A 20,300-nucleotide genomic window follows, 5' to 3' on the forward strand; every position below is an offset into this window, starting at 1 on the left:
TAGTCATAAGCCCCGCTTACGCAAGTAGGTTGTCGGGTTTCGGTGACGATTTGAAACCACTTTCCCATAAAGGTACTTGCGGCGCAAACTGCCAACTGCCACCTGGTGCGATCTTGCCCCTGCCCAGAGGCCGTTCGCAACCGGCGGCGGATAGTACGTCGGAAAGCTCCGAAACCTCAAGCCCGCCAACGGATAACAAGCCTTCTTTATCGTAGAGTGCAGGCATGGATGCAAGGGCTGCGCGCGGTAAATTACCAATAAATGGTGCAATTTCGCGCAATGCCGCGCGAAAAGGCTTCGTGTGAAACACATCACAAAGCCCAAGCGGCCCGATCCAAAGCCCGCTTTGCCCCGGCAGTGCCGCCCCATCCACCCGCCAATCAAAGCGATTATCGAAGCGCACAAGCATGGATTTGCAGAGCGATTCTGTCTCAAACGCCATCGGATCTTTCGCCATGCGGCCAAATTCCCGGTAAACGCAAATCGCGCCTTTGCGGCCATGCAGGACACAGCCGCCAAGACTGATCCGCGCGGCTTTATCAGAGCCAAGCCGATCCAGCGCCCCATCAAGTTTTTCGTGGGCAGGCATATAGGCAGCCCCACCAACAGTGCGCACCACCTGCCCCAGCGCATGGAGCGCCGCTTCGCGATCACCATCGGCAGACTGCAGAACATCCGGATTAAGGATGGCAACACCATTGGCGTGCAGCGTCACGCCGCCCGCCAGCAAACCCCCGATGCGGTGTTCGAGGCAGTGTCGGGCAGCAGCGTCAGGTTGCGGATCGACCTCGACGTCGTCCAAGGCGTCATCGGCAAGCGCATTGCGGACACGCACACGTTCGAACTTTTCATCGCGGTTTGACGGATCTTCGATCCAGGACTGCTGGCGTGCCATCAGGGTTGCGACAAGAGCTGCCTTGGCAACGCCCAGAAGCGGTCGCAGCAGTCGGCCATCGCGTAAGAACCGGCGCGCTGACATGCCCGCCTGCCCCAGCGGGGTCGCGCCCCGGTCGCGACGCATGGCGATGGTTTCGCACTGATCCCCCGCGTGATGGGCGACCAGGAGATGGAAAATGCCCGTTTCCTGCATCAGGTCATCAAAAATCTGATAACGGGCCTGACGCGCCTTTTCCTGAACCGCACCGGTGGGTTTTGCGCCCTGCCAGCGTTTGGTGATGTGTTCGATCCCATGCTGGCCAAGTTCGTCTTTTACCCAGCGGGCCTCGTCGGCTGCGGCCTTGCGCAGGCCGTGATCGACCGTCACCGCAACGAGGCGCCCGCCACGGGCCTGACACCAGTCATGGGCCAGCAGGGCAAGGGCCATGCTGTCCGCCCCGCCCGAGACACCGACAAGGAGCTTGGGGGCGGCTTCAAACGGCGCAAACGCCATCATCAGCTGATCAAAGACAACGGCGTCCAGTGGACTACCACTGGACGCCGTATGATGATCATATGATGACGTAACGTTGTCGATCATGGGATTGGATTACTGCGGGCAACCGCGATTCTGGCGTTCCTGACGGGCCCGATCCAGAACGACGTTCGAGGCGTTCGGGAAATTGTCGATCAGGTGATTGAAGGCCGTGCAGGCATCTTCATTCTTGCCAAGATTTGCCAGCGACATGCCAAGCTTCAGAAGGTTATCCGGGGCCTTGGTGCTGTCGGGATAGGTCTGGAAACCTTCGGTAAAGGCGATGGCGGCATTTTCATACTGGCCACGCACGTAATAGGTTTCGCCCAACCAGTATTGCGCATTGCCCGCCAACGGATCGTTGGGATGGTTGCTGACAAAATTGCCAAGCGCCTGTTCGGCGGCCTGGAAATCCTGACGGCGCAAAAGACCAAAGGCTTCGCGATATTGTTCTTCGGGCGTGCCGATGGTTGCCGCAGCCGTTTGGGTTTGCGGTGCAGGCGTATTGGCGGCAGACGTGCCACTTGGAATTTGCGGCGGCTGACCTTCGTTTTCGATCACGCCAAACAGTTTGGTGCCACGATCATTAAGCTGTTCGCCGCCACTTGCCCCGCCTTGGGCGGACGTTGCGCCCGCATTCGTCGCAGTACCGGTACCCTGCCCAGCGTTGCCTGCGGCAAGCGGTGCTGCCGCACCGTCGCCCGCGCCACCATTATTGGACACTGCACCGCCTTCAAGTTGGCTTAAGCGGAAATCGATGTCGGCGACCAGACGTTCAAGACGGTCTTCCATCTTGCGAATGCGGAAGTCGAATTCTTCGAGCTGGCCGGTCAGTTGGCTGGTGGTGCGTTCGAGCGCGCTGATCTGGACCTGTTGACGGGCGGCCGCCGGGGTTGATGCCCCACCGCCGGAAGACGCCACGACCTCGGCCGCGTCACCGGTACCTTCGCGATAGATATAGCGCTGCAAGAGATCGAGATCCTTGCGCAGCTGTTCGACCTGACGCGATATGTTGGCGTCTTGCGCGTGGACCGTTTGAGACCCGAGTGATGTCATGCCAAACACGGTGCCGATGGCAAGCGCCATCAGGACATTGCGGCTTCTGGACCGGTTTCTTGGCGAAATGGCGGATCGAACGCGGATCATTTTCGGGTCCTTTGTCGTCAATTCAGTCTTTGAAAGTTCACTATGTAAATACCTGTCGTGACTTTCAAACATTTTCAGGCGGCAAAAATAAGGCGCCTGCCCCGAACGGGACAGGCGCCTTGATCTTCAAGTCAGGCTTTCACCTGCACGCTCTTAACGGATAACCGAAACAGAGCGGCGGTTTTTAGCCCAGCTTTCTTCGTCATGGCCAAGAGCAACCGGGCGCTCTTTGCCGTAAGAAATCGTTTCAACGCGCGACGGGTCGATGCCCAGAGCGATCAGGTAATCTTTGACCGAGTTTGCGCGACGTTCGCCGAGTGCAAGGTTGTATTCACGGGTGCCGCGTTCGTCGGCATGACCTTCAACAACAACTTTGTACTGCGGATATTTTTTCAGCCAAGCGGCCTGCAGTTCGAGGGTGCGACGTGCTTCACCGGCAAGATCGTATTTATCGAAACCAAAGAAGACGCGGTCACCAACGTTTACAGCGAACCACTCAGGGCTGTTTTCAGCCAGAGAGGTCGAAGACGACGCGCTTGAAGAAGTGCTTGCACCGTCGCCACCAGTGGTCGCCGTGCTATCAGGTGCAGTTTCACATGCAGCCAGAAGAGCGGCAGCAGCAAAAACGCTGAGAATACGAAGTTTCATTTAAGTTTTCCCCTTAACACCGGACGCATTCGCCCGAGGTTGGTGTTTTCCATGTCTCGCGACACCGAAAATGCCCGCGATTAAAGCGAATCGCATTCAGTGCTTCGCGATGACTATACTCTTGAGATTTCAGGGAATCAAGGGCGACCATGCCGGATCCGACCCATCCGCCGGTGTAACGATCTCTCGCTCGTTATAACCGGTAAGATCAATCGAATACAAACGATAGCGATCCTTGGTCCCGTCCCTGGACGGGTGCTGGCGGTAGTACATCAAAACTCGACCGTTCGGCGCCCATGTGGGTCCCTCTACGAGATACCCTTCAGCCAGCAGCCGTTCTCCACTGCCGTCTGGCCGCATGACGCCGATATAATAACGACCTCCTTCGGATTTGGTGAATGCAATCAGGTCACCGCGCGGCGACCAGACCGGTGTGGCATAACGTCCACCGCCGAAACTGATGCGTTGTGCACCGCCACCATCAGCATTCATCACATAAAGTTGTTGTGCGCCACTGCGGTCGGAGTTGAACGCAATGCGCGACCCGTCAGGCGAGTAGGAAGGCGATGTATCCACGGCCGGATGACGCGTCAGCTGACGTTTTTCGCGCGTACGCAGGTCGAGACCGTAAATTTCACTGTTCCCGTCAAGCGCTTGCGACATCACAACCGAGTTCCCGTCTGGCGCGAATCGGGGCGCAAAGGTCATCCCCGGAAAATCACCCAGCAATTCCAACTCGCCACTATCAATATCCAGAACATAGACGCGCGGCTTGTCGTTAAAGTACGACATGTAAACCACTTCCTGTGCTGTCGGCGAGAAGCGCGGGTTCAGCACAAGGAACCGGCCATCGGACAGGAAGCGGTGGTTGGCACCGTCCTGATCCATAATGGCCAGACGTTTGGTCCGGTTATCGGCCGGACCACTTTCAGAAACATAAACAACACGCGTATCGAAATAGCCGGTTTCACCGGTGATACGCTTATAGATCTCGTCGGCGATCTTGTGTGCGATCCGGCGCCAGTTATTGGGCTGCGTGCGGTAGGCCACGCCCGACATCTGGGTTTCCGCCAGCACATCCCACAGGCGGAATTCAACACGCAACAGACCATTGGGTTCGGTCACGACGCGACCATTGACCAGTGCCTGTGCGTTGATTGCGCGCCATTCGGCAAAGTTCGGATTCACCGCCAATGACGCCGCACTCTGAATGAATGCCTTTTCATCGATCGGTGAAAACAGCCCGGACCGTTCAAGGTCAGCGGCAATCACCTGGGTGATGTTCTGACCGATTTCGGTTTCAGGAACGCCTTCGCCCGGGAAGCGGGTGACGGCAATTGGCATCGGTGTCAATTCACCCCGGGTGATATCAATCCGGAGTTCCGCCTTTGCCGGCGACATGAACCCGACATTCAGGCCAGCGACAACGGCAAGGGCGCACAGTGCCACGACACTGCTTTTTACCCAAAATCGTTTTTTTGCGTTGGTCTTGATCGTCATCCTGCCTCACTCTTTTCCATGCGTATCAGGAGTTTACCCTTAAAGGCCCAGCATTTCACGCATGTCAAAATTGAACGTGAATGTGCGCCACATTTCGTATTTATCCAGCGGCAGTTTTAGAGGACTGCATTGCGGATTTAGCACTGCTCGAAGGGCGCTTTCTGCGATCGTTCTGCGGGAAGCATCGCCCTGAATTTCGTTGCGGTTGTTGATCCGCGCCTGACGGACGGTGCCGTCCGGGTTGGCGCTGACATGAATTTCAACCGCAAAGTTGCCAGCTTCCTTGGCACCCGCCGGCGGGCTCCAGCATCTTTCGATCTGACGTTTGACGGCATCAAGCTCGCTCATGGTCAGATTGGCATCAAGACGGGTCGCCACAACCTCGCTGGCATTTTCCTGCGGGGTTTCTTCCTGCTGCGGTTCCGGTGTTGCCTGCGACGTTTCCTTAAGCTTGCTGACATCCTTAAGAACGCTCATCAGATCGCGTTTCTTAGGCTCTTCCTTTTTCGGTTCCGGCTTTGCGACCGGTTCCGGTTTCGGCGGTGTCGGCTTGCTTGCTGGTTTTACAGCGGCAAGTTCGGTCGGCTGCGGTTCCGGCTCAGGCTCTTTTGTGACCTCGGGCGTTGGGACCGGTTCCGGCTTGGGCGCAGGTTCCGGTGTCGGCTCAGGCACGGGTTCCGGTTTTGGTTCCGGTTTGGGCTCTGGCTTTGGCTCAGGTTTTGGTTCCGGCTTCGGCTCGGGCTTGGGTTCCGGTTTCGGAGCCGGTTTGGGTTCTTCTTTCGGTTCAGGCTTTGGCAGCGCCTTGGTCGGGGCAGCCGAAAATTCATCCACCGTCACGACTTCAACCGAAATGGACCGCAAATCCAGCGGTGTTTCATCGAACAAATCGGGCAAGCCAAGCCACGCCGCCAGAAACAGCGCAACATGCAAGCCAAGCGATATGAGAGCGTAACGCAGCATAATTCGATTACGAATCCCGGGCTGGCAATTCGGCGATCAGGGCCACCTTGGTAAAGCCGGCATCCTTGATCAGGCCCATGACTTCCATCACACGGCCATAATCAATCGCCTTGTCACCACGCACGAAGATGCGGGTGTCCGCCTTGTTTTCGGTAATGGCCGCGAGCTTGTCGCTCAGGGTGTCCTGGGCGATTTCACTATCCATGATGTAAATCGTGCCCTCGGCCGAAACCGACACCACCAGCGGTTCATCCTGCCCGGTCATAGGGGCCGCACTGGTTTCGGGCAGGTCGACCTCGACCCCGACTGTCATCAGCGGGGCTGCGACCATGAAGATCACAAGCAGTACGAGCATGACGTCGACCATCGGGGTGACGTTGATGTCACTCATGGCAGCGCGCCGGTTCCCCCGGCGCCCGCGACGGCGTCCTCCGCCTGATTTGGCAAGTTGAGCGCCCATGATCAGTCTCTCGTGTCGTCAAGTTGGCGCGAAAGGATCGAGGAGAACTCGTCCACGAAAGCTTCAAGACGGTTGCTGTAGCGGTTCAGATCGCTGGAAATCTTGTTATAGGCAACCACGGCCGGGATGGCGGCAACAAGGCCCATGGCCGTTGCAAAAAGCGCCTCGGCAATACCCGGTGCGACGACAGCCAGCGAGGTGTTTTTGGAAGCTGCAATCGACTGGAACGACACCATGATGCCCCAGACGGTGCCAAACAGACCGACAAACGGTGCGGTCGAGCCAACCGATGCGAGGAAGGTCATGTAGCGTTCGACCCGGTCCATTTCGCGACCAAGCGTAATTTCCATGGATTTTTCAAGGCGCTGCTGAAGGCGGGCACGCATGGTGTCGCCGTGGACACCCTTGGCGTTCGAACGGCGCCATTCGCGCATGGCCGAGACAAAGATGGCTGACATCGGATCGCGCGGTTGATCGGCGATACGGTCATAGAGGTCTTCAAGTGATCCGCCCGACCAGAAGGCTTCTTCGAAGGTGTGGGCCTGAGCGCGCAGTTTGCGCAGCCGCAGGATTTTCTCGATCACAATCGCCCATACCCAGACAGAAGCCAGCAAAAGCCCGATCATCACCGTTTTGACGACAAGCCCAGCCTGCATGAACAGTCCCCAAAGAGACATGTCATGCGCCATGACCGACTGCCCCAGCGTTACCGCGTCGACCACTTGATTTTCCATATTCCCGTCAGTCCTTTGTCACATCGAGACATCGATTAAATACTGTTCTTAATTCTTCGGGCAGACGTTGTGCCCGAAGTTCTTCCAACGACATGCAGGCGAGATAAATCTCGATCACCACAAGTTCTTCGCCGTCACGCATGATCTTTTGTTCAAAACCAAGCGATGCGCCCCCAAGCTTGATCACCCGGCTTTCGACCGTCAGACGGTCTTCCAACTGTGCGGCACGTCGAAAGTCGAGCGTACAGTGTCGAACGGCTATGGCAACTTTGTGGCGTTCTGCAACATTTCGATTGGTAAAGCCCAAGAGGTTAAGCATCGCTGAACGCGCCCGTTCGGCGAAGGCAAGATAATTGGCGTGATAAACGATCCCGCCTGCATCGGTATCTTCGTAATAAACAATAAGCGGATAGATATGCCGATTGCCCTCAAGGCGCCCGAGAAGGGCCTCGTGATCTTTTTGTGACATCAGGAATTTTCCCCCGCCTGCCCGTCAAACAGATCGGAAAGCGGCATGCCGCCCGCTTCGCGCGGCGGTGTCAGGCCAAGATGCTTGAAGCCCTTAACGCCCAGCATACGCCCGCGCGGAGTACGCTGGATCAGGCCCTGCTGCAGCAGATAGGGCTCAATCACGTCTTCGATGGTATCGCGTTCTTCGGAAAGGGCTGCGGCCAGTGTATCGACCCCGACCGGGCCACCGCCATAGTTACTGGCAATACAATTCAGGTACCGTCGGTCCTGGCTATCAAGACCAAGGTTATCGACCTCAAGCCGGGTCAGGGCCGCATCGGCAATAAATTTGTCGACCGGTGATTTTTCGGCCACGGCAGCAAAGTCACGCACGCGGCGCAACAGGCGCCCGGCAATACGCGGCGTACCGCGCGACCGGCGGGCGATTTCCATCGCACCTTCTTCGGTCATCTCGAAATTCAAAAGCTTCGCGCCACGCGAAACGATGCTGACCAGTTCTTCGGGCTCATAAAACCGCAAGCGCAGCGGAATGCCGAAACGATCACGCAGCGGGGTCGTTAGAAGGCCCGAACGGGTTGTTGCGCCCACCAGCGTAAAGGGCGGCAAATCAATCCGCACAGAGCGTGCTGCCGGCCCCTCGCCGATGATCAGGTCGAGCTGGAAGTCTTCCATCGCCGGATAAAGGATTTCTTCCACCGCCGGGTTAAGGCGATGGATTTCATCAATGAACAGAACATCGCGCGGCTGAAGATTGGTCAGAAGGGCCGCAAGATCACCCGCCTTGGCGATCACCGGGCCGGATGTGGCGCGAAAGCCGACACCAAGTTCACTGGCAACGATTTGCGAAAGGGTTGTTTTGCCAAGCCCCGGGGGCCCGAAGAACAGGACGTGGTCCATGGCTTCTTCGCGGGCACTGGCGGCCTTGATGAAGACATCAAGGTTTTCACGCACTTCTTTCTGGCCGGTAAAATCGTCAAGCCGACGGGGACGCAGCGATCCATCCTGCTGGTCTTCTTCGCGACGCTCACCACTGAGCAGACGGTCTTCTTCTTCGCTCACGCGCTAAGCTCCTTTAGTCCCAGACGGATCAGGGTATCAATCGACTTATCCTCACCCGCCTGCTGGGCGGCCTTGCCCACCGCGCCAAAGGCCTCGGAGCGGCCATAGCCCAGATTGACCAGTGCGGATACGGCGTCCGCCAGAACGACGCTATCATCCACTACCGGTTCTGCCGACGCTGTGTTGGCGCTCACATCCTGTGCCGGTTTGCTTGATTTCTTGGTCTTGGCCGCCGGTTTTTCTGGTTCCTCGGCCGGGCTTGTCGGGGCTGCGACCGGACCCAGGTTCAGCTTGGCGGCCTTGTCTTTAAGCTCGCCGACGATACGGGTTGCGACCTTGGGGCCGATTCCCGGTGCGCGACATAGGGCCGTGGTATCCTGGGCGGCCAACGCGCGCAAAAGATCGGTCGGGGTCAACACCGACAGCAGTGCCAGTGCGACTTTGGCGCCAACACCCTGCACGGTGGTCAAAAGCCCAAACCATTGCTTTTCGGCGTTATCGGCAAAGCCATACAGGTGAATGTGATCTTCGCGGACATGGGTTTCGATCATCAACCCGGCATCCCCGCCCTTGGGCGGCAGCATGGAAAGAGTCCGGCGCGACGCAAAAACCAGATAACCGACACCGTTGACATCAATGATGACGCTGTCTTCGCCGATGAAATCCACAATTCCGCGCAGTTTGGCGATCACCTGTATTTTCTCCCGTTTCGTGTTAGCGGCGCCGTCATTGAATTGGCAAGCGACCGGTTTCCGGCATGTTGCGCGTGACAGATGGCAACCGCAAGGGCATCAGCAGCATCCGGCCCGGCAATATCACATCCCGGAAGCAGGGTTGAAACCATCATTTCGACCTGCTGTTTGGCGGCATGACCGGCACCGACCACAGTCTTTTTGACGGCATTGGGTGTATATTCCGTTACCGGGATGCCATTACGTGCCGGGGCGAGTAGCGCAACACCACGCGCCTGCCCCAGTTTCAGAGTCGAAACCGGGTTCTTGTTGACAAAGGTTTCCTCGACCGCGGCCTCGTCAGGTGTCCAGACCTTGATAACTTCGATCAGGCCGGTATGAAGCTGATCAAGGCGTTCGGCCAGTGTGAGCGCCTGGGTAGATGTCACCACCCCGTTGGCGACGTGGCGCATACGGTTGTTTTCAAAGTCAATGACACCCCAACCGGTGCGCTGCAGACCGGGATCAATCCCGAGCACTCTGACCACTACATCCCCCAAAGAAAACCGGGTTCCAGATACAAAACACCCGCCATTCAAAAGCGAAAGGCGGGTGTTGGCAAATATTAATTAGCTGTCGAGGCCAGCAACGATTTCGTCGGTCCAGTTGACGTTGGTCCAGACATTCTGGACGTCATCGTTGTCTTCGAGAACATCAACAAGCTTCATGGTGCTTTGTGCCTGATCGACCGTGATGTCGGCCTCAGTCGTGGCACGGAACACCATCTTGGCACTTTCCGGGTCGCCGAATTTCTCGGTCAGGGCTTCGCGCACGGTATTGAGGTCTTCGATCTCGGTATCGATGATGTGGTTTTCATTATCAGATTCCGCGTTGGCGGCACCGGCTTCAAGTGCTGCTTCGAAGATTTCATCGGCATCAGCCTTGTCGGCAGGATATACGATCTCACCCAGACGGTTGAACATGAAGCCAACCGAGCCGGTTTCGCCAAGGTTGCCGCCATGCTTAGTGAAAGCAGCACGGACTTCCGATGCGGTACGGTTACGGTTGTCGGTCAGCGCTTCGACGATGACAGCGACACCGGCCGTGCCATAGCCCTCGTAACGGACTTCTTCGTAATTGTCGCCCTCGCCGGCACCGGTCGCCTTTTTAATCGCGCGATCGATGTTGTCCTTGGGCATGTTCTGTGCGCGGGCAGCAGAGATCGCCGCGCGCAGACGCGGGTTGCTGTCGATATCTTCGCTGATTTTCGCGGCAACGGTGATTTCGCGCGCGAGCTTGGTGAAGATCTTGGCGCGCTTTTTATCCTGCGCACCTTTGCGGTGCATGATGTTCTTAAATTGGGAATGGCCGGCCATAACCTAAAACCTGTCGTCATTGAACTCATTTTGGAACGGTATCGGGCGATACCTCGCCGGTCATACGGGCGTTCCCTGACAGACCAGCCCGTCCGGGCATATGCAGTGTGAGCATTCACAATCTGCGACATACGCGAACGAAAATTTCGACCGCTCCTATATCCTGTTTGCCCTGCGAGGTCCAGCCATGCTTGGCAGGAAGCTCAAAAATCGGCGGGAATAGTGCGATTAAACGGGAACAATTCCTTTCGCGTTTTCAAATCCTATCCGGGGATAGCCACATCCTATACGCGGATAGATGTTGCAGAAACGATGATATTCTTTCATTAATACTCTCTAGAGTAGATACTAAACTAAAGAAGAATACTCTCAGGGGTCCAAGCTGACGCCACCCACACAGGAACCGCGTTTCCTGTGGCGCCAGATACAACCTGAATGGACAAAGAAGCCATCAGGAACAGCAAGGAAACAAAGGTTAGATAGAATGGGAACTAAATTCGGGGTCCAAAGCAAACTATTGATATCGTTTGCTGTGGTAGGATTGATGGCGGTTATTTCTGCCATCGTCGGTGCTGTATCTTTCAACCAGTTCGGTAACGCGCTTCGCACGATTACTGAAGAAAAGCTTCCTCCGATTGCTGCGGCACAGGCACTTGCCACCGGCAGCGCTGAAATTGTCGCAATCGCTCCGCGCATTGTGGCTGCGGCCAATCCGGAAGAAGAGATGGCGATCAATGACGAGCTTGCAGTTCGTCTTGATGAACTCTCTGGGCACATCGCAGAGATCGAGGCAACCGGCTTCATGCCCGCTGTCATCGCAAGCATCAATGACAACCGCGCGCTTCTTGAGGACAACCTCAAACAGCTGCATGCTGTCACGCAGGAACGTTTCCAGATCAGAGATGAAAAGGCTGAGAAGCTGGGCGAATTCCAGAACCTGGCTAAACGGTACGGCGATACCCTGAAACCGGTATTGTCCTATACCCAGAATGACATCGCGCAGGGCAGCGAATATGCCGCGTCCTTTGCCGAAGATCCATCAAAGAAATATGGCGCGGACAAGGATGAGATCCTTGAGTCCTTCCAGAAATTCGCAAGCGCGATTGAAACCCGCAGCCCGGTCCTAGATATCGAACGTGCAGGTGCGAACGCATCAAACATGATCATCGCCAGCACGACGGAAACCCAGGCCGTACGCCTGTCGATCATTCCGGTGCGTATTCGCGGGACGTATACCGATGCGCTGAGCAAACTTGACGAACTTGATAACGATCGCCTCAAGGCTTTCTATGTCGATCTGATCGACAAGATGCAGAAGCTGTCGGTTGGCGATGGCAGCCTGCCTGATCTTCGCAAGCGTGAACTTGAAGCAACCGAGAAAAGCCAGGCGCTTGTTGTGCAGAGTGGCGAATATGCAAATGCGATGCGTAACAGCGTTGCCGAACTGGTTGCCGGTCTGAGTGCCGAAGTTGATCAGGCGGCCACACAGGCATCGGTTGTTGAAGAACAGAGCCTGACCGTGCTGACTGCTGTTGCAGCGATTGGTGTTGTGATTTCGCTTCTGATTTATGTTCTGTATGTTCGTGGCAACGTCCTGCGTCGCCTTGGTCTTTTGCAGAAAACCATGGTCCAGCTTGCCGATGGTAATCTTGAGGTCGCGGTCCCGGCCAAAGGCAATGATGAAATCAGTGCCATGGGTCGTGCGGTCGAGGTGTTCAAAAAGAACGCCCTTAAAGTGCAGGAAATGCAGGCCGAGGAAGAGCGCCTTAATCACGAACGCAACGAAGCGCTTCGTGACGAGCTTCTCGCACTTGCTGATACGCTTCAGAACGAAGTTGAAAGTGCTGTGAACGAAATCGCAGCCCTTGGAGACCAGCTTCAGGGTGTTTCGGGTCAGATGACCTCGAGTGCGGAACTGGTTTCCGGCCAGACCGAAGACGTTGCCAGTTCTGCCCAGGAAGCAACCGGCAATGTTGAAACGGTTGCGGCCGCGACCGAACAGCTGTCGGCGTCGAATGCGGAAATCAACCGTCAGATGGCGGAATCGACCCGTATCTCGAACGAGGCAGCCAACCGTGCCGAGGAAACCAACGAACTGGTCAACAGCCTGTCGCAATCTGCAGACCGCATTGGTGAAGTGATCGCCTTGATCACCGACATTGCAGAGCAGACCAACCTGCTTGCGCTTAACGCCACCATCGAGGCGGCCCGTGCCGGCGATGCAGGCAAGGGCTTTGCGGTTGTCGCGGCCGAGGTCAAAAACCTTGCCAACCAGACAGAAAAAGCCACCGAGGAAATTTCGGGCCAGATTTCTGGCATTCAGAAAGCCACCGGTGCGTCTGTTACCGCCATCGGCGATATTGGCCGCATCATTGAAAACATCAATGAAATCGCGACCACCATCTCTGCTGCGGTTGAAGAACAGGGTGCTGCCACCGACGAAATCACGCGCAACGTCCGTGGTGCGGCAGACCGTACCCGTTCTGTTTCGTCCTCGATCACGGAAGTTGCCAATGAAACCAGTAAGACCGGCGAACTTTCCGGTCAGGTTCTGGCAACGGCACAGGATGCCTCCGAGAAGGTCGAAAGCCTTCGTTCACGGATCAACGGCATTCTCGATGATCTGCGTAAACAGGCGCATGACCGCGCGGCTTCCTGAGCCCATTCACCACATAACCTCAAAAGGCCCGCCAATTGGTGGGCCTTTTTGTTGGCGAGCGGCATTGAAAATGCCCCTTTTTCGGCCTGAAGCATTGTCCAAGCAGCGAAACAATGACCACGACTCAATACCCAAATCTATACAGGCGCACAGGCTCCCCCGAAAACCAATGATCGCGGCGTGGTTACTATGTTATAGCTGACGCTAATGATAATAAATCAGGCCCCAGTTTTCCCGTAATCCTGTGCGGGGCAGGAAGCGGTATCCCCAAAATGTGGCTTGGAAGGGAACAAACGTTCAAACGACGTACATACATGCGTCGGCACGAGGCTGTGTTGGCGCTTGTCTCTTTGGTCTATGGGGTAAGTTAAATATGGCTTTAAGTATCAAGCGCGGCGCCAAGCCGTCTTCGCCAAAAAAGAAGAAAACAAAAAAGACGAACAAAGCTGGACTGGGCGTGCGTGAAAAGTTGGCAGGCGCCTTCTTTCTTGTCGGTCTGATTGCAATCCTGGCTGCGGCCGTATCGGTCTTCTCTTTTACGAAATTCGGCAACCAGCTTGACAAGATCGCCTATGAGCAACTTCCGCCGATGTTTGCGGCTCAGCAGCTCGCCACCACCAGCGCAAAAATTGTCGCTTCTGCACCGCGGATCGTCGCCGCATCGACCGTTGAAGAAGAACAAGCGGTCAAGGCCGATCTGGACGTGATGCTGACGAATTTGGAAAGCAATCTTGCGGTGCTTGCCGATTCCGGCCTTCCGGAACAAACACTTGCCGTGATTGAAGACAATGGTCATAGCCTTGCCGAAGCCCTGCAGGAACTTCATGACACCACGATCGAACGTTTTGAAGTCGCGGGCGAGCTGTCGGACTCGATTTCAAAGTTCCAGCAGTTGACCAGTAAATTCAATTCGATGATCCAGCCAATCCTGTCGGCATCCCAGACCAATATCACCGCTGTGACCAGCCAAGTGCATGACCTGCGTCAGTCAGGTGCGTTTATGACCCAGGAACAGGAAAACTCGATCAAGGGTTTGCTATTCAAACTTGATGAACTGATGGCGGCCCAGGCGCCGATCACGCGACTGGCCAACAATGGCGCGGAAATCAGTAACACGGTTCTTTCGGCGGCCTCGTCGAATGACCGCATGCAGCTTCGCGTCATGGGGGTTCAGGTGCGTGGTGCGGTTGGTGTTGTTGCCAACACGATTGCCGAGCTTGAGAACGAGAAACTCAAGAAGTTCTACGAAGGCCTTCTTGGCGATATCAAGAAACTGTCGATGGGACGCAAAAGCATCTCGTCATTGCGCAGCAAGGAACTGAAACTTGCTGACGAACAGATCGATATCGTTGAAGACAGCGCCGAATTTGCCGCTGCCATGGAAGACGGCGTGAACGCGCTCGTTGGCGACCTTCAGTCGGGCGTGGACAAATCGGCTGACGCTGCAAGCACTCTGACCCAGCAGAGCTCAGTCGTGATGTATGCGGTTGGTGCAGCGGCGATTGTGATCCCGCTTTTGATCTATCTGATCTATGTGCGGGCCAACCTGTTGCGTCGTCTGGCTGGTCTGCAGAAATCGATGATCTCGCTGGCAGACGGTGACCTTGACGCATCGGTTCCGTCCGCTGGCAGTGACGAGATTTCTGCCATGGGCCGGGCGGTTGATGTGTTCAAGGCAAACGCCATCAAGGTCCGCGACATGCAGGCCGAGGAAGAGCGTCTGAACCGCGAACGCAACGAAGCGCTGCGTGATGAGTTGCTGTCACTTGCCGATACCCTTCAGGGTGAGGTCGAAAGTGCGGTGAACGAGATCGCGACCCTTGCTGAACAGCTGCAAGGCGTTTCCGGTCAGATGACCGACAGTGCCGAACTGGTTTCCGGGCAGAGTGACGAAGTGTCGAAATCTGCTGACGAAGCAACCGGCAATGTTGAAACGGTTGCAGCTGCGACCGAACAGCTGTCGGCGTCAAATTCGGAAATCAATCGTCAGATGGCGGAATCAACCCGCATTTCCAACGAGGCATCCAGCCGTGCACAGGAAACCAACGAACTGGTTCATAGCCTGTCGCAGTCTGCCGACCGTATCGGTGAAGTCATCGCACTGATCACCGACATTGCCGAGCAGACCAACCTTCTGGCCCTTAATGCAACCATCGAGGCCGCCCGTGCGGGGGATGCCGGCAAAGGCTTTGCGGTTGTGGCAGCCGAGGTCAAAAACCTTGCCAACCAGACCGAAAAGGCAACCGAGGAAATTTCCGGCCAGATTTCCGGCATTCAGAAAGCCACCGGTGAATCGGTCAATGCCATCGGTGATATCGGTCGCATCATTGAAAACATCAATGAAATTGCCACCACCATCTCGGCTGCGGTCGAGGAACAGGGGGCTGCCACTGACGAGATCACGCGCAACGTGCGCGGGGCCGCGGACCGGACCCGTTCGGTTTCGGCTTCGATCAACGAAGTGGCAAATGAAACCAGCAAAACCGGCGAATTGTCCGGCCAGGTTCTGGCCACCGCACAGGATGCCTCCGAAAAGGTTGAAAACCTGCGTTCGCGGATCAACGGTATTCTGGATGATCTGCGCAAACAGGCACATGACCGCGCGGCGATTTGAAGACCGAACTGAAAAGTTCCTGATGAGAAGGGCCTGCCATTTGGCGGGCCCTTTTCGTATGACGGACCGGATTGACGCGTTTTTACCCTTGCCATGATATGAGGCGTGAATTGGCCGATCATAGTCGCTTCAAAATACCCGGCAAAGCCCTGCAATACCACAATCTATACATCTGTTTAGGGCGAAAACGCCTGCCCTGTTTGCATCAGCCATGCTATATCCGTCGCAACAATTATATAACAGCCGCTTTATCTGCGGTCCTGCCGCCCCACGATCTGGCAGACCGTCCTTCCTTAAAGAGGCCCATCCGGGGAAGCAATATCCGAGAAAACCGCGATACGAGCGTCGGCACAGATCTGTGTCGGCACTGGACTAATTTGTCTATGGGACACCAGAAATTATGGGATTTAACTTTAAACGCAGCCCCCGACCGTCGCCATCACGCAAAATCGGAAAAGCAGGACTTGGAGTGCGCGGAAAGCTTGCCGGTGCATTCTTCCTCGTCGGCCTGATTGCCATTCTTGCTGCCTCTGTATCGGTCTTCTCATTCAATAAGTTTGGTGTTCAGCTTGATGAAATCACCAACACCCAGTTGCCCCCAATGTTCATTGCCCAGCAACTGGCAACAGACAGTGTAAAAGTTGTCGCATCTGCCCCGCGCATCGTTGCGGCATCTTCGCCCAACGAGGAACAAGTCGTCAAAATTGAACTCGATATGCTACTAGACAACCTGCGCGAAAAACTTGATCAACTGGCAAATTCCGGACTGCCCCGAGCATCCTTGTCGATTATCGAGGAAGACGGACAGAATCTTGCCGACAACCTCGACACATTGCACGACGCAACCCTGCGCCGTTTTGATATGGCTGGCAAGTTGGCAGAGAGCATCAACGCGTTTCAGGCGCTGAATAACAAATACAATTCCATGCTCAAACCGTTGCTGGGAATGTCGCAAAGTCAGATCAACGGCATTGGTGCGCAGCTTGATGATATCCGCAAAAATGCCGATTTTCTAACAGATGACCAGAAAACACTTGGTACCGATCTTGCGATTAAGCTTGATGATGCGATCGCCTCGCGTGAGCCTGTGATTGAGCTGTCGAAACTTGGTAGTGATCTGGCAAACATCGTTCTGGGGGCTGCATCAAACAGCGACCAGACACGTCTGAAAATACTTGGCGTGCAAATCCGCGGAACAATCGACACGATCGAAACTCTGATCGGCAGCCTTGAGAATGCGCGGATTAAAAGTTTCTATGCGGACTTGCTGAAAGATATCAAACCGCTGGCGGTTGGCTCTGACAGCATTCCTTCCTTGCGCATTGCGGAATTGCAACTTGCCAAGGAACAGTCCGATATCGTTTTACAAAGTGCTGAATATGCGACCGCCATGGAAAGCGGTGTGAATGCCCTGGTCGGATCGCTGCAAAACGGTGTTGACCGTTCAGCGGCGACGGCAAAAGTACTGAACGCCCAAAGTACATATGCGATGTACGCCGTTGGAGTTGCAGCCATTTTTCTGCCGCTTCTGATCTTTGTTCTTTATGTGCGTGGCAGCCTGCTGCGTCGTTTGGCTGGTTTGCAAAAAACCATGGTATCATTGGCCGATGGTGATCTTGATGTTGCTGTTCCTTCCCAGGGCAATGACGAAATCACCGCAATGGGTCGTGCGGTTGAGGTCTTTAAGGAAAATGCTATCAAGGTCCGTGATATGCAGGCCGAGGAAGAGCGCCTTAACCGTGAACGTAACGAAGCTTTGCGCGATGAACTTCTGAACCTTGCAGACACGCTGCAGGACGAAGTGGAAACCGCCGTCAATGAAATTGCCGCCCTTGGCGAGCAGCTTCAAGGCGTTTCAGGTCAGATGAGCCAAAGTGCGGAACTGGTCTCCAATCAGAGCGAAGATGTTTCAAACTCGGCTGAAGAAGCAACCGGCAATGTTGAAACCGTTGCATCAGCAACCGAACAGCTTTCAAGCTCAAACGCGGAAATTAACCGTCAAATGGCGGAAACCACCCGCATTTCGAACGAAGCTGCCCAACGGGCTCAACACACCAACGAACTGGTCCATAGCCTGTCGCAGTCGGCTGGCCGTATTGGCGAAGTGATCGCACTCATCACCGACATTGCCGAGCAGACCAACCTTCTGGCCCTTAACGCGACCATCGAGGCCGCGCGTGCTGGTGATGCCGGCAAGGGCTTTGCGGTTGTGGCCGCCGAGGTCAAAAACCTTGCCAACCAGACCGAAAAAGCGACCGAGGAAATCTCGGGACAGATCACCGGCATTCAGAAAGCCACCGGTGAATCCGTCAGTGCGATTGGCGAGATCGGCTCGATCATTGATAGCCTCAATGAGATTGCCACGACCATCTCGGCTGCGGTTGAGGAACAAGGTGCTGCCACCGACGAGATCACGCGCAACGTGCGTGGTGCGGCGGACCGAACACGCGCCGTATCCGCATCGATTGCCGAGGTTGCCAATGAAACCGGCCGTACCGGCCAGTTGTCTGGTGAAGTTCTGTCCACCTCGCGGTCGGCATCGGAGAAAGTCAGCGAAATGCGCACCCGCATTTCCAGCATTCTTGATGATCTGCGCCAGCAGGCCCGCGATCGCGCCGCCTGATCAGAACGCTACATCTGAAATGACAAAGGCCCGCCATCTGGCGGGCCTTTGTCTATGGGCTGGGTGGTAAACCGGGACAACCTATTGAGGTTCCACATCTAGGCGCTGGGCCAGCTGCCTTTAAGGCGTCCACCGATACGCACCGGCTCGATCCGTTTGGCAAGACCGGTCTTGTCATCGGTTTCGACAAAAACACCGCACACCGTTGCCGGGCCATCTGCGGGTTCAAACCGGCCGGATGGCATCTTGGTGATGAATTTGCGGACCGAGTTTTCCTTTTTCATGCCAATCACGGAATCAAAGTCACCACACATGCCAACATCGGTCTGATAGGCCGTACCATTTGGCAGGATCTGGGCATCTGCGGTCGGTACATGGGTGTGGGTTCCCAGCACAAGCGATGCGCGCCCATCACAATGATGGCCAAATGCCATTTTTTCGGACGTGGTTTCGGCATGGAAATCAACGATCACGGCATCGACATTCTTGCCGAGCTTGTGCTTGGAAAACAGCTTGTCCGCGCCCTGGAACGGGCAGGACAGCGGATCCATGAACAGGCGGCCCATCATGTTGATGACGCAGACCTTCTTGCCCGACTTGGTCTTGAAAACGTAATCGCCGTTGCCCGGCGTACCATCGGGGAAGTTCCATGGACGCAGCAGTTTTTCATCTTCGTCGATATAGGCGATGATTTCGCGCTGATCCCAGACATGATTGCCGGTGCTCAGGACATCGGCACCGGCAGCGTAGAATTCCTTGCAGATCTTTGCCGTCACGCCAAAGCCGTGGGCTGCGTTTTCGACATTCACCACTGCGATATCAACCGACAACCGGTCGCGTAACATGGGGAGCGCTTCGAGCGCTGCCTTACGTCCGGTTTGCCCCAGAACGTCGCCAAGATGAAGTAAACGCATTGTGTTTCCTGTATTTCGTCAGCCAGCAGGCAGACATGTTTCGTTTTATGCACCCTGCCCCGGGACGCATGACCGGCATCGCGAAATGGAAAAGGGAATATAATCGGGAGCCACCGCTGCCGTTGGCCATTTGGTAATTCCTCGTGACCTGCAGGTGCAGGTGGGCGCCGTATAACCAGACCACGGCCTGGCAAGGGACAGCTCCCTAGAGAAATGAGCATCGGCCCCGGGAATTAGCGAACCTGACGAACAGGGTAGCTCCCTTGATGCTGTGTTCTTGATCGCCGCGAACGGCGCATCGCAAACTGTCAGCGACCGGAACTTAGTCTTCGACCATCTGAATTTCAAGTAGATTGCGTGAATTCACTACAAGGTGAAAGCAGCCATGCAACAGGTGAATGACCGTCTTGTCAGTCCTTGTTCAGGCGATCCGCAAGCGCTTCGACCCGCTCGGCCATGCTTTCGATATTGTCGGCCAGCGCGTCACCTTCGGCAGCTGTGAGGCTGCCGGGTTCAGGCTCGGAAGCCGGGCTGGCAGGTTTATCGAGTTTTTCGTGCGCCATGTCCAGTTCATCGGCAATCAGAAGACTGGTCATGACCAAAAGGCGCTGTTCACCGATCTGACCAACCGCGTCCGAGATTTCCTTGACCCGTTCGTCAACATATCCGGCAAGCGCGTGAATGCGATCTTCCTGACTGTCGTCACATGCGATGTCGTAGCTGCGACCGTTAATGCGAATGGAAACCTGTGCCATGGTTATGCCTGTTTCTTTGCGGGTTCTTCATCAAGGACGAGTTTGAGTTGATCAACAGCCCCGTCAAGGCGGTTTGAAACCGTCTCAGTCGTGCGGCTCAGCCGGTAGTAATCTTCGCGAAGGGCCGAAAGCTGCCCGCGCAGGGCTTCGACCTCTGCGGTGTCTGCGTTGGCATCCTGGCTTTTGGCCTCGATTGCCGACTCCGCAACCGTTTCCAGACGTTCCAATGCTGCTTTCAGCCGATCACTTGCCTGTTGCAACCGCGACATGATCCTACCCGAATGTTTGCTGTTTACCCA

General features: G+C 55.7%; 18 protein-coding genes and 1 other RNA gene. 3 read left to right on the top strand and 16 right to left on the bottom strand.

Features of this window, described 5'->3' with window-relative positions:
• Positions 1 to 16: 16 nt before the first annotated feature.
• The 12 genes from tilS to ACXAF0_RS13155 form a co-directional block, all read right to left on the bottom strand.
• A complete protein-coding gene (tilS, locus tag ACXAF0_RS13100; protein WP_475346321.1) occupies positions 17 to 1,477 on the bottom strand; it encodes a tRNA lysidine(34) synthetase TilS in 1,461 nt (486 codons plus the stop codon).
• 9 nt (positions 1,478 to 1,486) lie between these two features.
• Entirely contained in the window at positions 1,487 to 2,557 is a 1,071-nt protein-coding gene (gene ybgF / locus ACXAF0_RS13105; RefSeq protein WP_475346322.1) for a tol-pal system protein YbgF, read from the bottom strand.
• A gap of 153 nt (positions 2,558 to 2,710) precedes the next feature.
• Positions 2,711 to 3,205, bottom strand: coding sequence for a peptidoglycan-associated lipoprotein Pal (gene pal / locus ACXAF0_RS13110; protein ID WP_475346323.1), 495 nt, complete (start codon positions 3,203 to 3,205; stop codon positions 2,711 to 2,713).
• Positions 3,206 to 3,334: 129 nt separating this feature from the next.
• Positions 3,335 to 4,705 carry a Tol-Pal system beta propeller repeat protein TolB gene (gene tolB, locus ACXAF0_RS13115; protein ID WP_475346324.1) on the bottom strand — a complete coding sequence of 457 codons (1,371 nt, stop codon included), beginning with the start codon at positions 4,703 to 4,705 and terminating at the stop codon, positions 3,335 to 3,337.
• Positions 4,706 to 4,744: 39 nt separating this feature from the next.
• On the bottom strand, positions 4,745 to 5,665 hold the full coding sequence (locus tag ACXAF0_RS13120; RefSeq protein WP_475346325.1) for an energy transducer TonB: 921 nt from the start codon (positions 5,663 to 5,665) through the stop codon (positions 4,745 to 4,747).
• Positions 5,666 to 5,672: 7 nt separating this feature from the next.
• Entirely contained in the window at positions 5,673 to 6,125 is a 453-nt protein-coding gene (gene tolR, locus ACXAF0_RS13125) for a protein TolR (RefSeq protein WP_475346326.1), read from the bottom strand.
• Positions 6,126 to 6,127: 2 nt separating this feature from the next.
• Positions 6,128 to 6,859, bottom strand: a complete 732-nt coding sequence (tolQ, locus tag ACXAF0_RS13130) for a protein TolQ (RefSeq protein WP_167721624.1) — start codon at positions 6,857 to 6,859, stop codon at positions 6,128 to 6,130.
• A gap of 7 nt (positions 6,860 to 6,866) precedes the next feature.
• Entirely contained in the window at positions 6,867 to 7,328 is a 462-nt protein-coding gene (locus tag ACXAF0_RS13135) for a YbgC/FadM family acyl-CoA thioesterase (protein ID WP_475346327.1), read from the bottom strand.
• Positions 7,328 to 8,389, bottom strand: a complete 1,062-nt coding sequence (gene ruvB / locus ACXAF0_RS13140) for a Holliday junction branch migration DNA helicase RuvB (RefSeq protein WP_475346328.1) — start codon at positions 8,387 to 8,389, stop codon at positions 7,328 to 7,330. Before ruvB ends, ACXAF0_RS13135 begins: the two co-directional genes overlap by 1 nt.
• Positions 8,386 to 9,081, bottom strand: a complete 696-nt coding sequence (gene ruvA / locus ACXAF0_RS13145) for a Holliday junction branch migration protein RuvA (RefSeq protein ID WP_475346329.1) — start codon at positions 9,079 to 9,081, stop codon at positions 8,386 to 8,388. Before ruvA ends, ruvB begins: the two co-directional genes overlap by 4 nt.
• Complete coding sequence (gene ruvC, locus ACXAF0_RS13150) at positions 9,078 to 9,608, bottom strand: crossover junction endodeoxyribonuclease RuvC (RefSeq protein WP_475346330.1); 531 nt, start codon at positions 9,606 to 9,608, stop codon at positions 9,078 to 9,080. Before ruvC ends, ruvA begins: the two co-directional genes overlap by 4 nt.
• An 81-nt stretch (positions 9,609 to 9,689) precedes the next feature.
• Positions 9,690 to 10,436: a YebC/PmpR family DNA-binding transcriptional regulator gene (locus tag ACXAF0_RS13155; protein ID WP_475346331.1), complete on the bottom strand. Its 747-nt coding sequence runs from the start codon at positions 10,434 to 10,436 to the stop codon at positions 9,690 to 9,692.
• 484 nt (positions 10,437 to 10,920) lie between these two features.
• Between ACXAF0_RS13155 and ACXAF0_RS13160 the strand changes: the two genes are divergently transcribed.
• From ACXAF0_RS13160 to ACXAF0_RS13170, 3 genes are all read left to right on the top strand, one after another.
• On the top strand, positions 10,921 to 13,095 hold the full coding sequence (locus ACXAF0_RS13160) for a HAMP domain-containing methyl-accepting chemotaxis protein (protein WP_475346332.1): 2,175 nt from the start codon (positions 10,921 to 10,923) through the stop codon (positions 13,093 to 13,095).
• 373 nt (positions 13,096 to 13,468) lie between these two features.
• Positions 13,469 to 15,709 (top strand): methyl-accepting chemotaxis protein, encoded by a 2,241-nt coding sequence (locus tag ACXAF0_RS13165; RefSeq protein WP_475346333.1) that lies wholly within the window; start codon positions 13,469 to 13,471, stop codon positions 15,707 to 15,709.
• A 469-nt stretch (positions 15,710 to 16,178) separates the two neighbouring features.
• The gene (locus tag ACXAF0_RS13170; protein ID WP_475346334.1) at positions 16,179 to 18,332 is read left to right on the top strand and encodes a methyl-accepting chemotaxis protein; all 2,154 of its coding nucleotides are present in this window, start codon (positions 16,179 to 16,181) and stop codon (positions 18,330 to 18,332) included.
• Positions 18,333 to 18,430: 98 nt separating this feature from the next.
• On the opposite strand, the gene ACXAF0_RS13175 is transcribed toward ACXAF0_RS13170, so the two are convergent.
• The 4 genes from ACXAF0_RS13175 to ACXAF0_RS13190 all read right to left on the bottom strand — a co-directional run bounded on the left by ACXAF0_RS13175 (position 18,431) and on the right by ACXAF0_RS13190 (position 20,270).
• Positions 18,431 to 19,246 carry a TIGR00282 family metallophosphoesterase gene (locus ACXAF0_RS13175; RefSeq protein ID WP_475346335.1) on the bottom strand — a complete coding sequence of 272 codons (816 nt, stop codon included), beginning with the start codon at positions 19,244 to 19,246 and terminating at the stop codon, positions 18,431 to 18,433.
• A 103-nt stretch (positions 19,247 to 19,349) separates the two neighbouring features.
• A non-coding RNA gene (ssrS, locus tag ACXAF0_RS13180) (6S RNA) lies at positions 19,350 to 19,510 on the bottom strand.
• Between the two features lie 146 nt (positions 19,511 to 19,656).
• On the bottom strand, positions 19,657 to 20,001 hold the full coding sequence (locus ACXAF0_RS13185) for a cell division protein ZapA (RefSeq protein WP_475346336.1): 345 nt from the start codon (positions 19,999 to 20,001) through the stop codon (positions 19,657 to 19,659).
• A 2-nt stretch (positions 20,002 to 20,003) separates the two neighbouring features.
• Positions 20,004 to 20,270: a hypothetical protein gene (locus ACXAF0_RS13190; protein WP_475346337.1), complete on the bottom strand. Its 267-nt coding sequence runs from the start codon at positions 20,268 to 20,270 to the stop codon at positions 20,004 to 20,006.
• Positions 20,271 to 20,300: the final 30 nt, after the last annotated feature.

The organism is Thalassospira sp. ABD4_177 (assembly GCF_056160125.1).

Coding starts and splice junctions, on each gene's coding strand:
- ACXAF0_RS13185 (WP_475346336.1), bottom strand. CDS start 20,001: ATGGCACAGGTTTCCATTCGCATTAACGGTCGCAGCTACGACATCGCA.
- tilS (WP_475346321.1), bottom strand. CDS start 1,477: ATGATCGACAACGTTACGTCATCATATGATCATCATACGGCGTCCAGT.
- tolR (WP_475346326.1), bottom strand. CDS start 6,125: ATGGGCGCTCAACTTGCCAAATCAGGCGGAGGACGCCGTCGCGGGCGC.
- ACXAF0_RS13165 (WP_475346333.1), top strand. CDS start 13,469: ATGGCTTTAAGTATCAAGCGCGGCGCCAAGCCGTCTTCGCCAAAAAAG.
- ACXAF0_RS13120 (WP_475346325.1), bottom strand. CDS start 5,665: ATGCTGCGTTACGCTCTCATATCGCTTGGCTTGCATGTTGCGCTGTTT.
- pal (WP_475346323.1), bottom strand. CDS start 3,205: ATGAAACTTCGTATTCTCAGCGTTTTTGCTGCTGCCGCTCTTCTGGCT.
- ACXAF0_RS13155 (WP_475346331.1), bottom strand. CDS start 10,436: ATGGCCGGCCATTCCCAATTTAAGAACATCATGCACCGCAAAGGTGCG.
- ACXAF0_RS13160 (WP_475346332.1), top strand. CDS start 10,921: ATGGGAACTAAATTCGGGGTCCAAAGCAAACTATTGATATCGTTTGCT.
- ACXAF0_RS13175 (WP_475346335.1), bottom strand. CDS start 19,246: ATGCGTTTACTTCATCTTGGCGACGTTCTGGGGCAAACCGGACGTAAG.
- ACXAF0_RS13135 (WP_475346327.1), bottom strand. CDS start 7,328: ATGTCACAAAAAGATCACGAGGCCCTTCTCGGGCGCCTTGAGGGCAAT.
- tolQ (WP_167721624.1), bottom strand. CDS start 6,859: ATGGAAAATCAAGTGGTCGACGCGGTAACGCTGGGGCAGTCGGTCATG.
- ACXAF0_RS13190 (WP_475346337.1), bottom strand. CDS start 20,270: ATGTCGCGGTTGCAACAGGCAAGTGATCGGCTGAAAGCAGCATTGGAA.
- ybgF (WP_475346322.1), bottom strand. CDS start 2,557: ATGATCCGCGTTCGATCCGCCATTTCGCCAAGAAACCGGTCCAGAAGC.
- tolB (WP_475346324.1), bottom strand. CDS start 4,705: ATGACGATCAAGACCAACGCAAAAAAACGATTTTGGGTAAAAAGCAGT.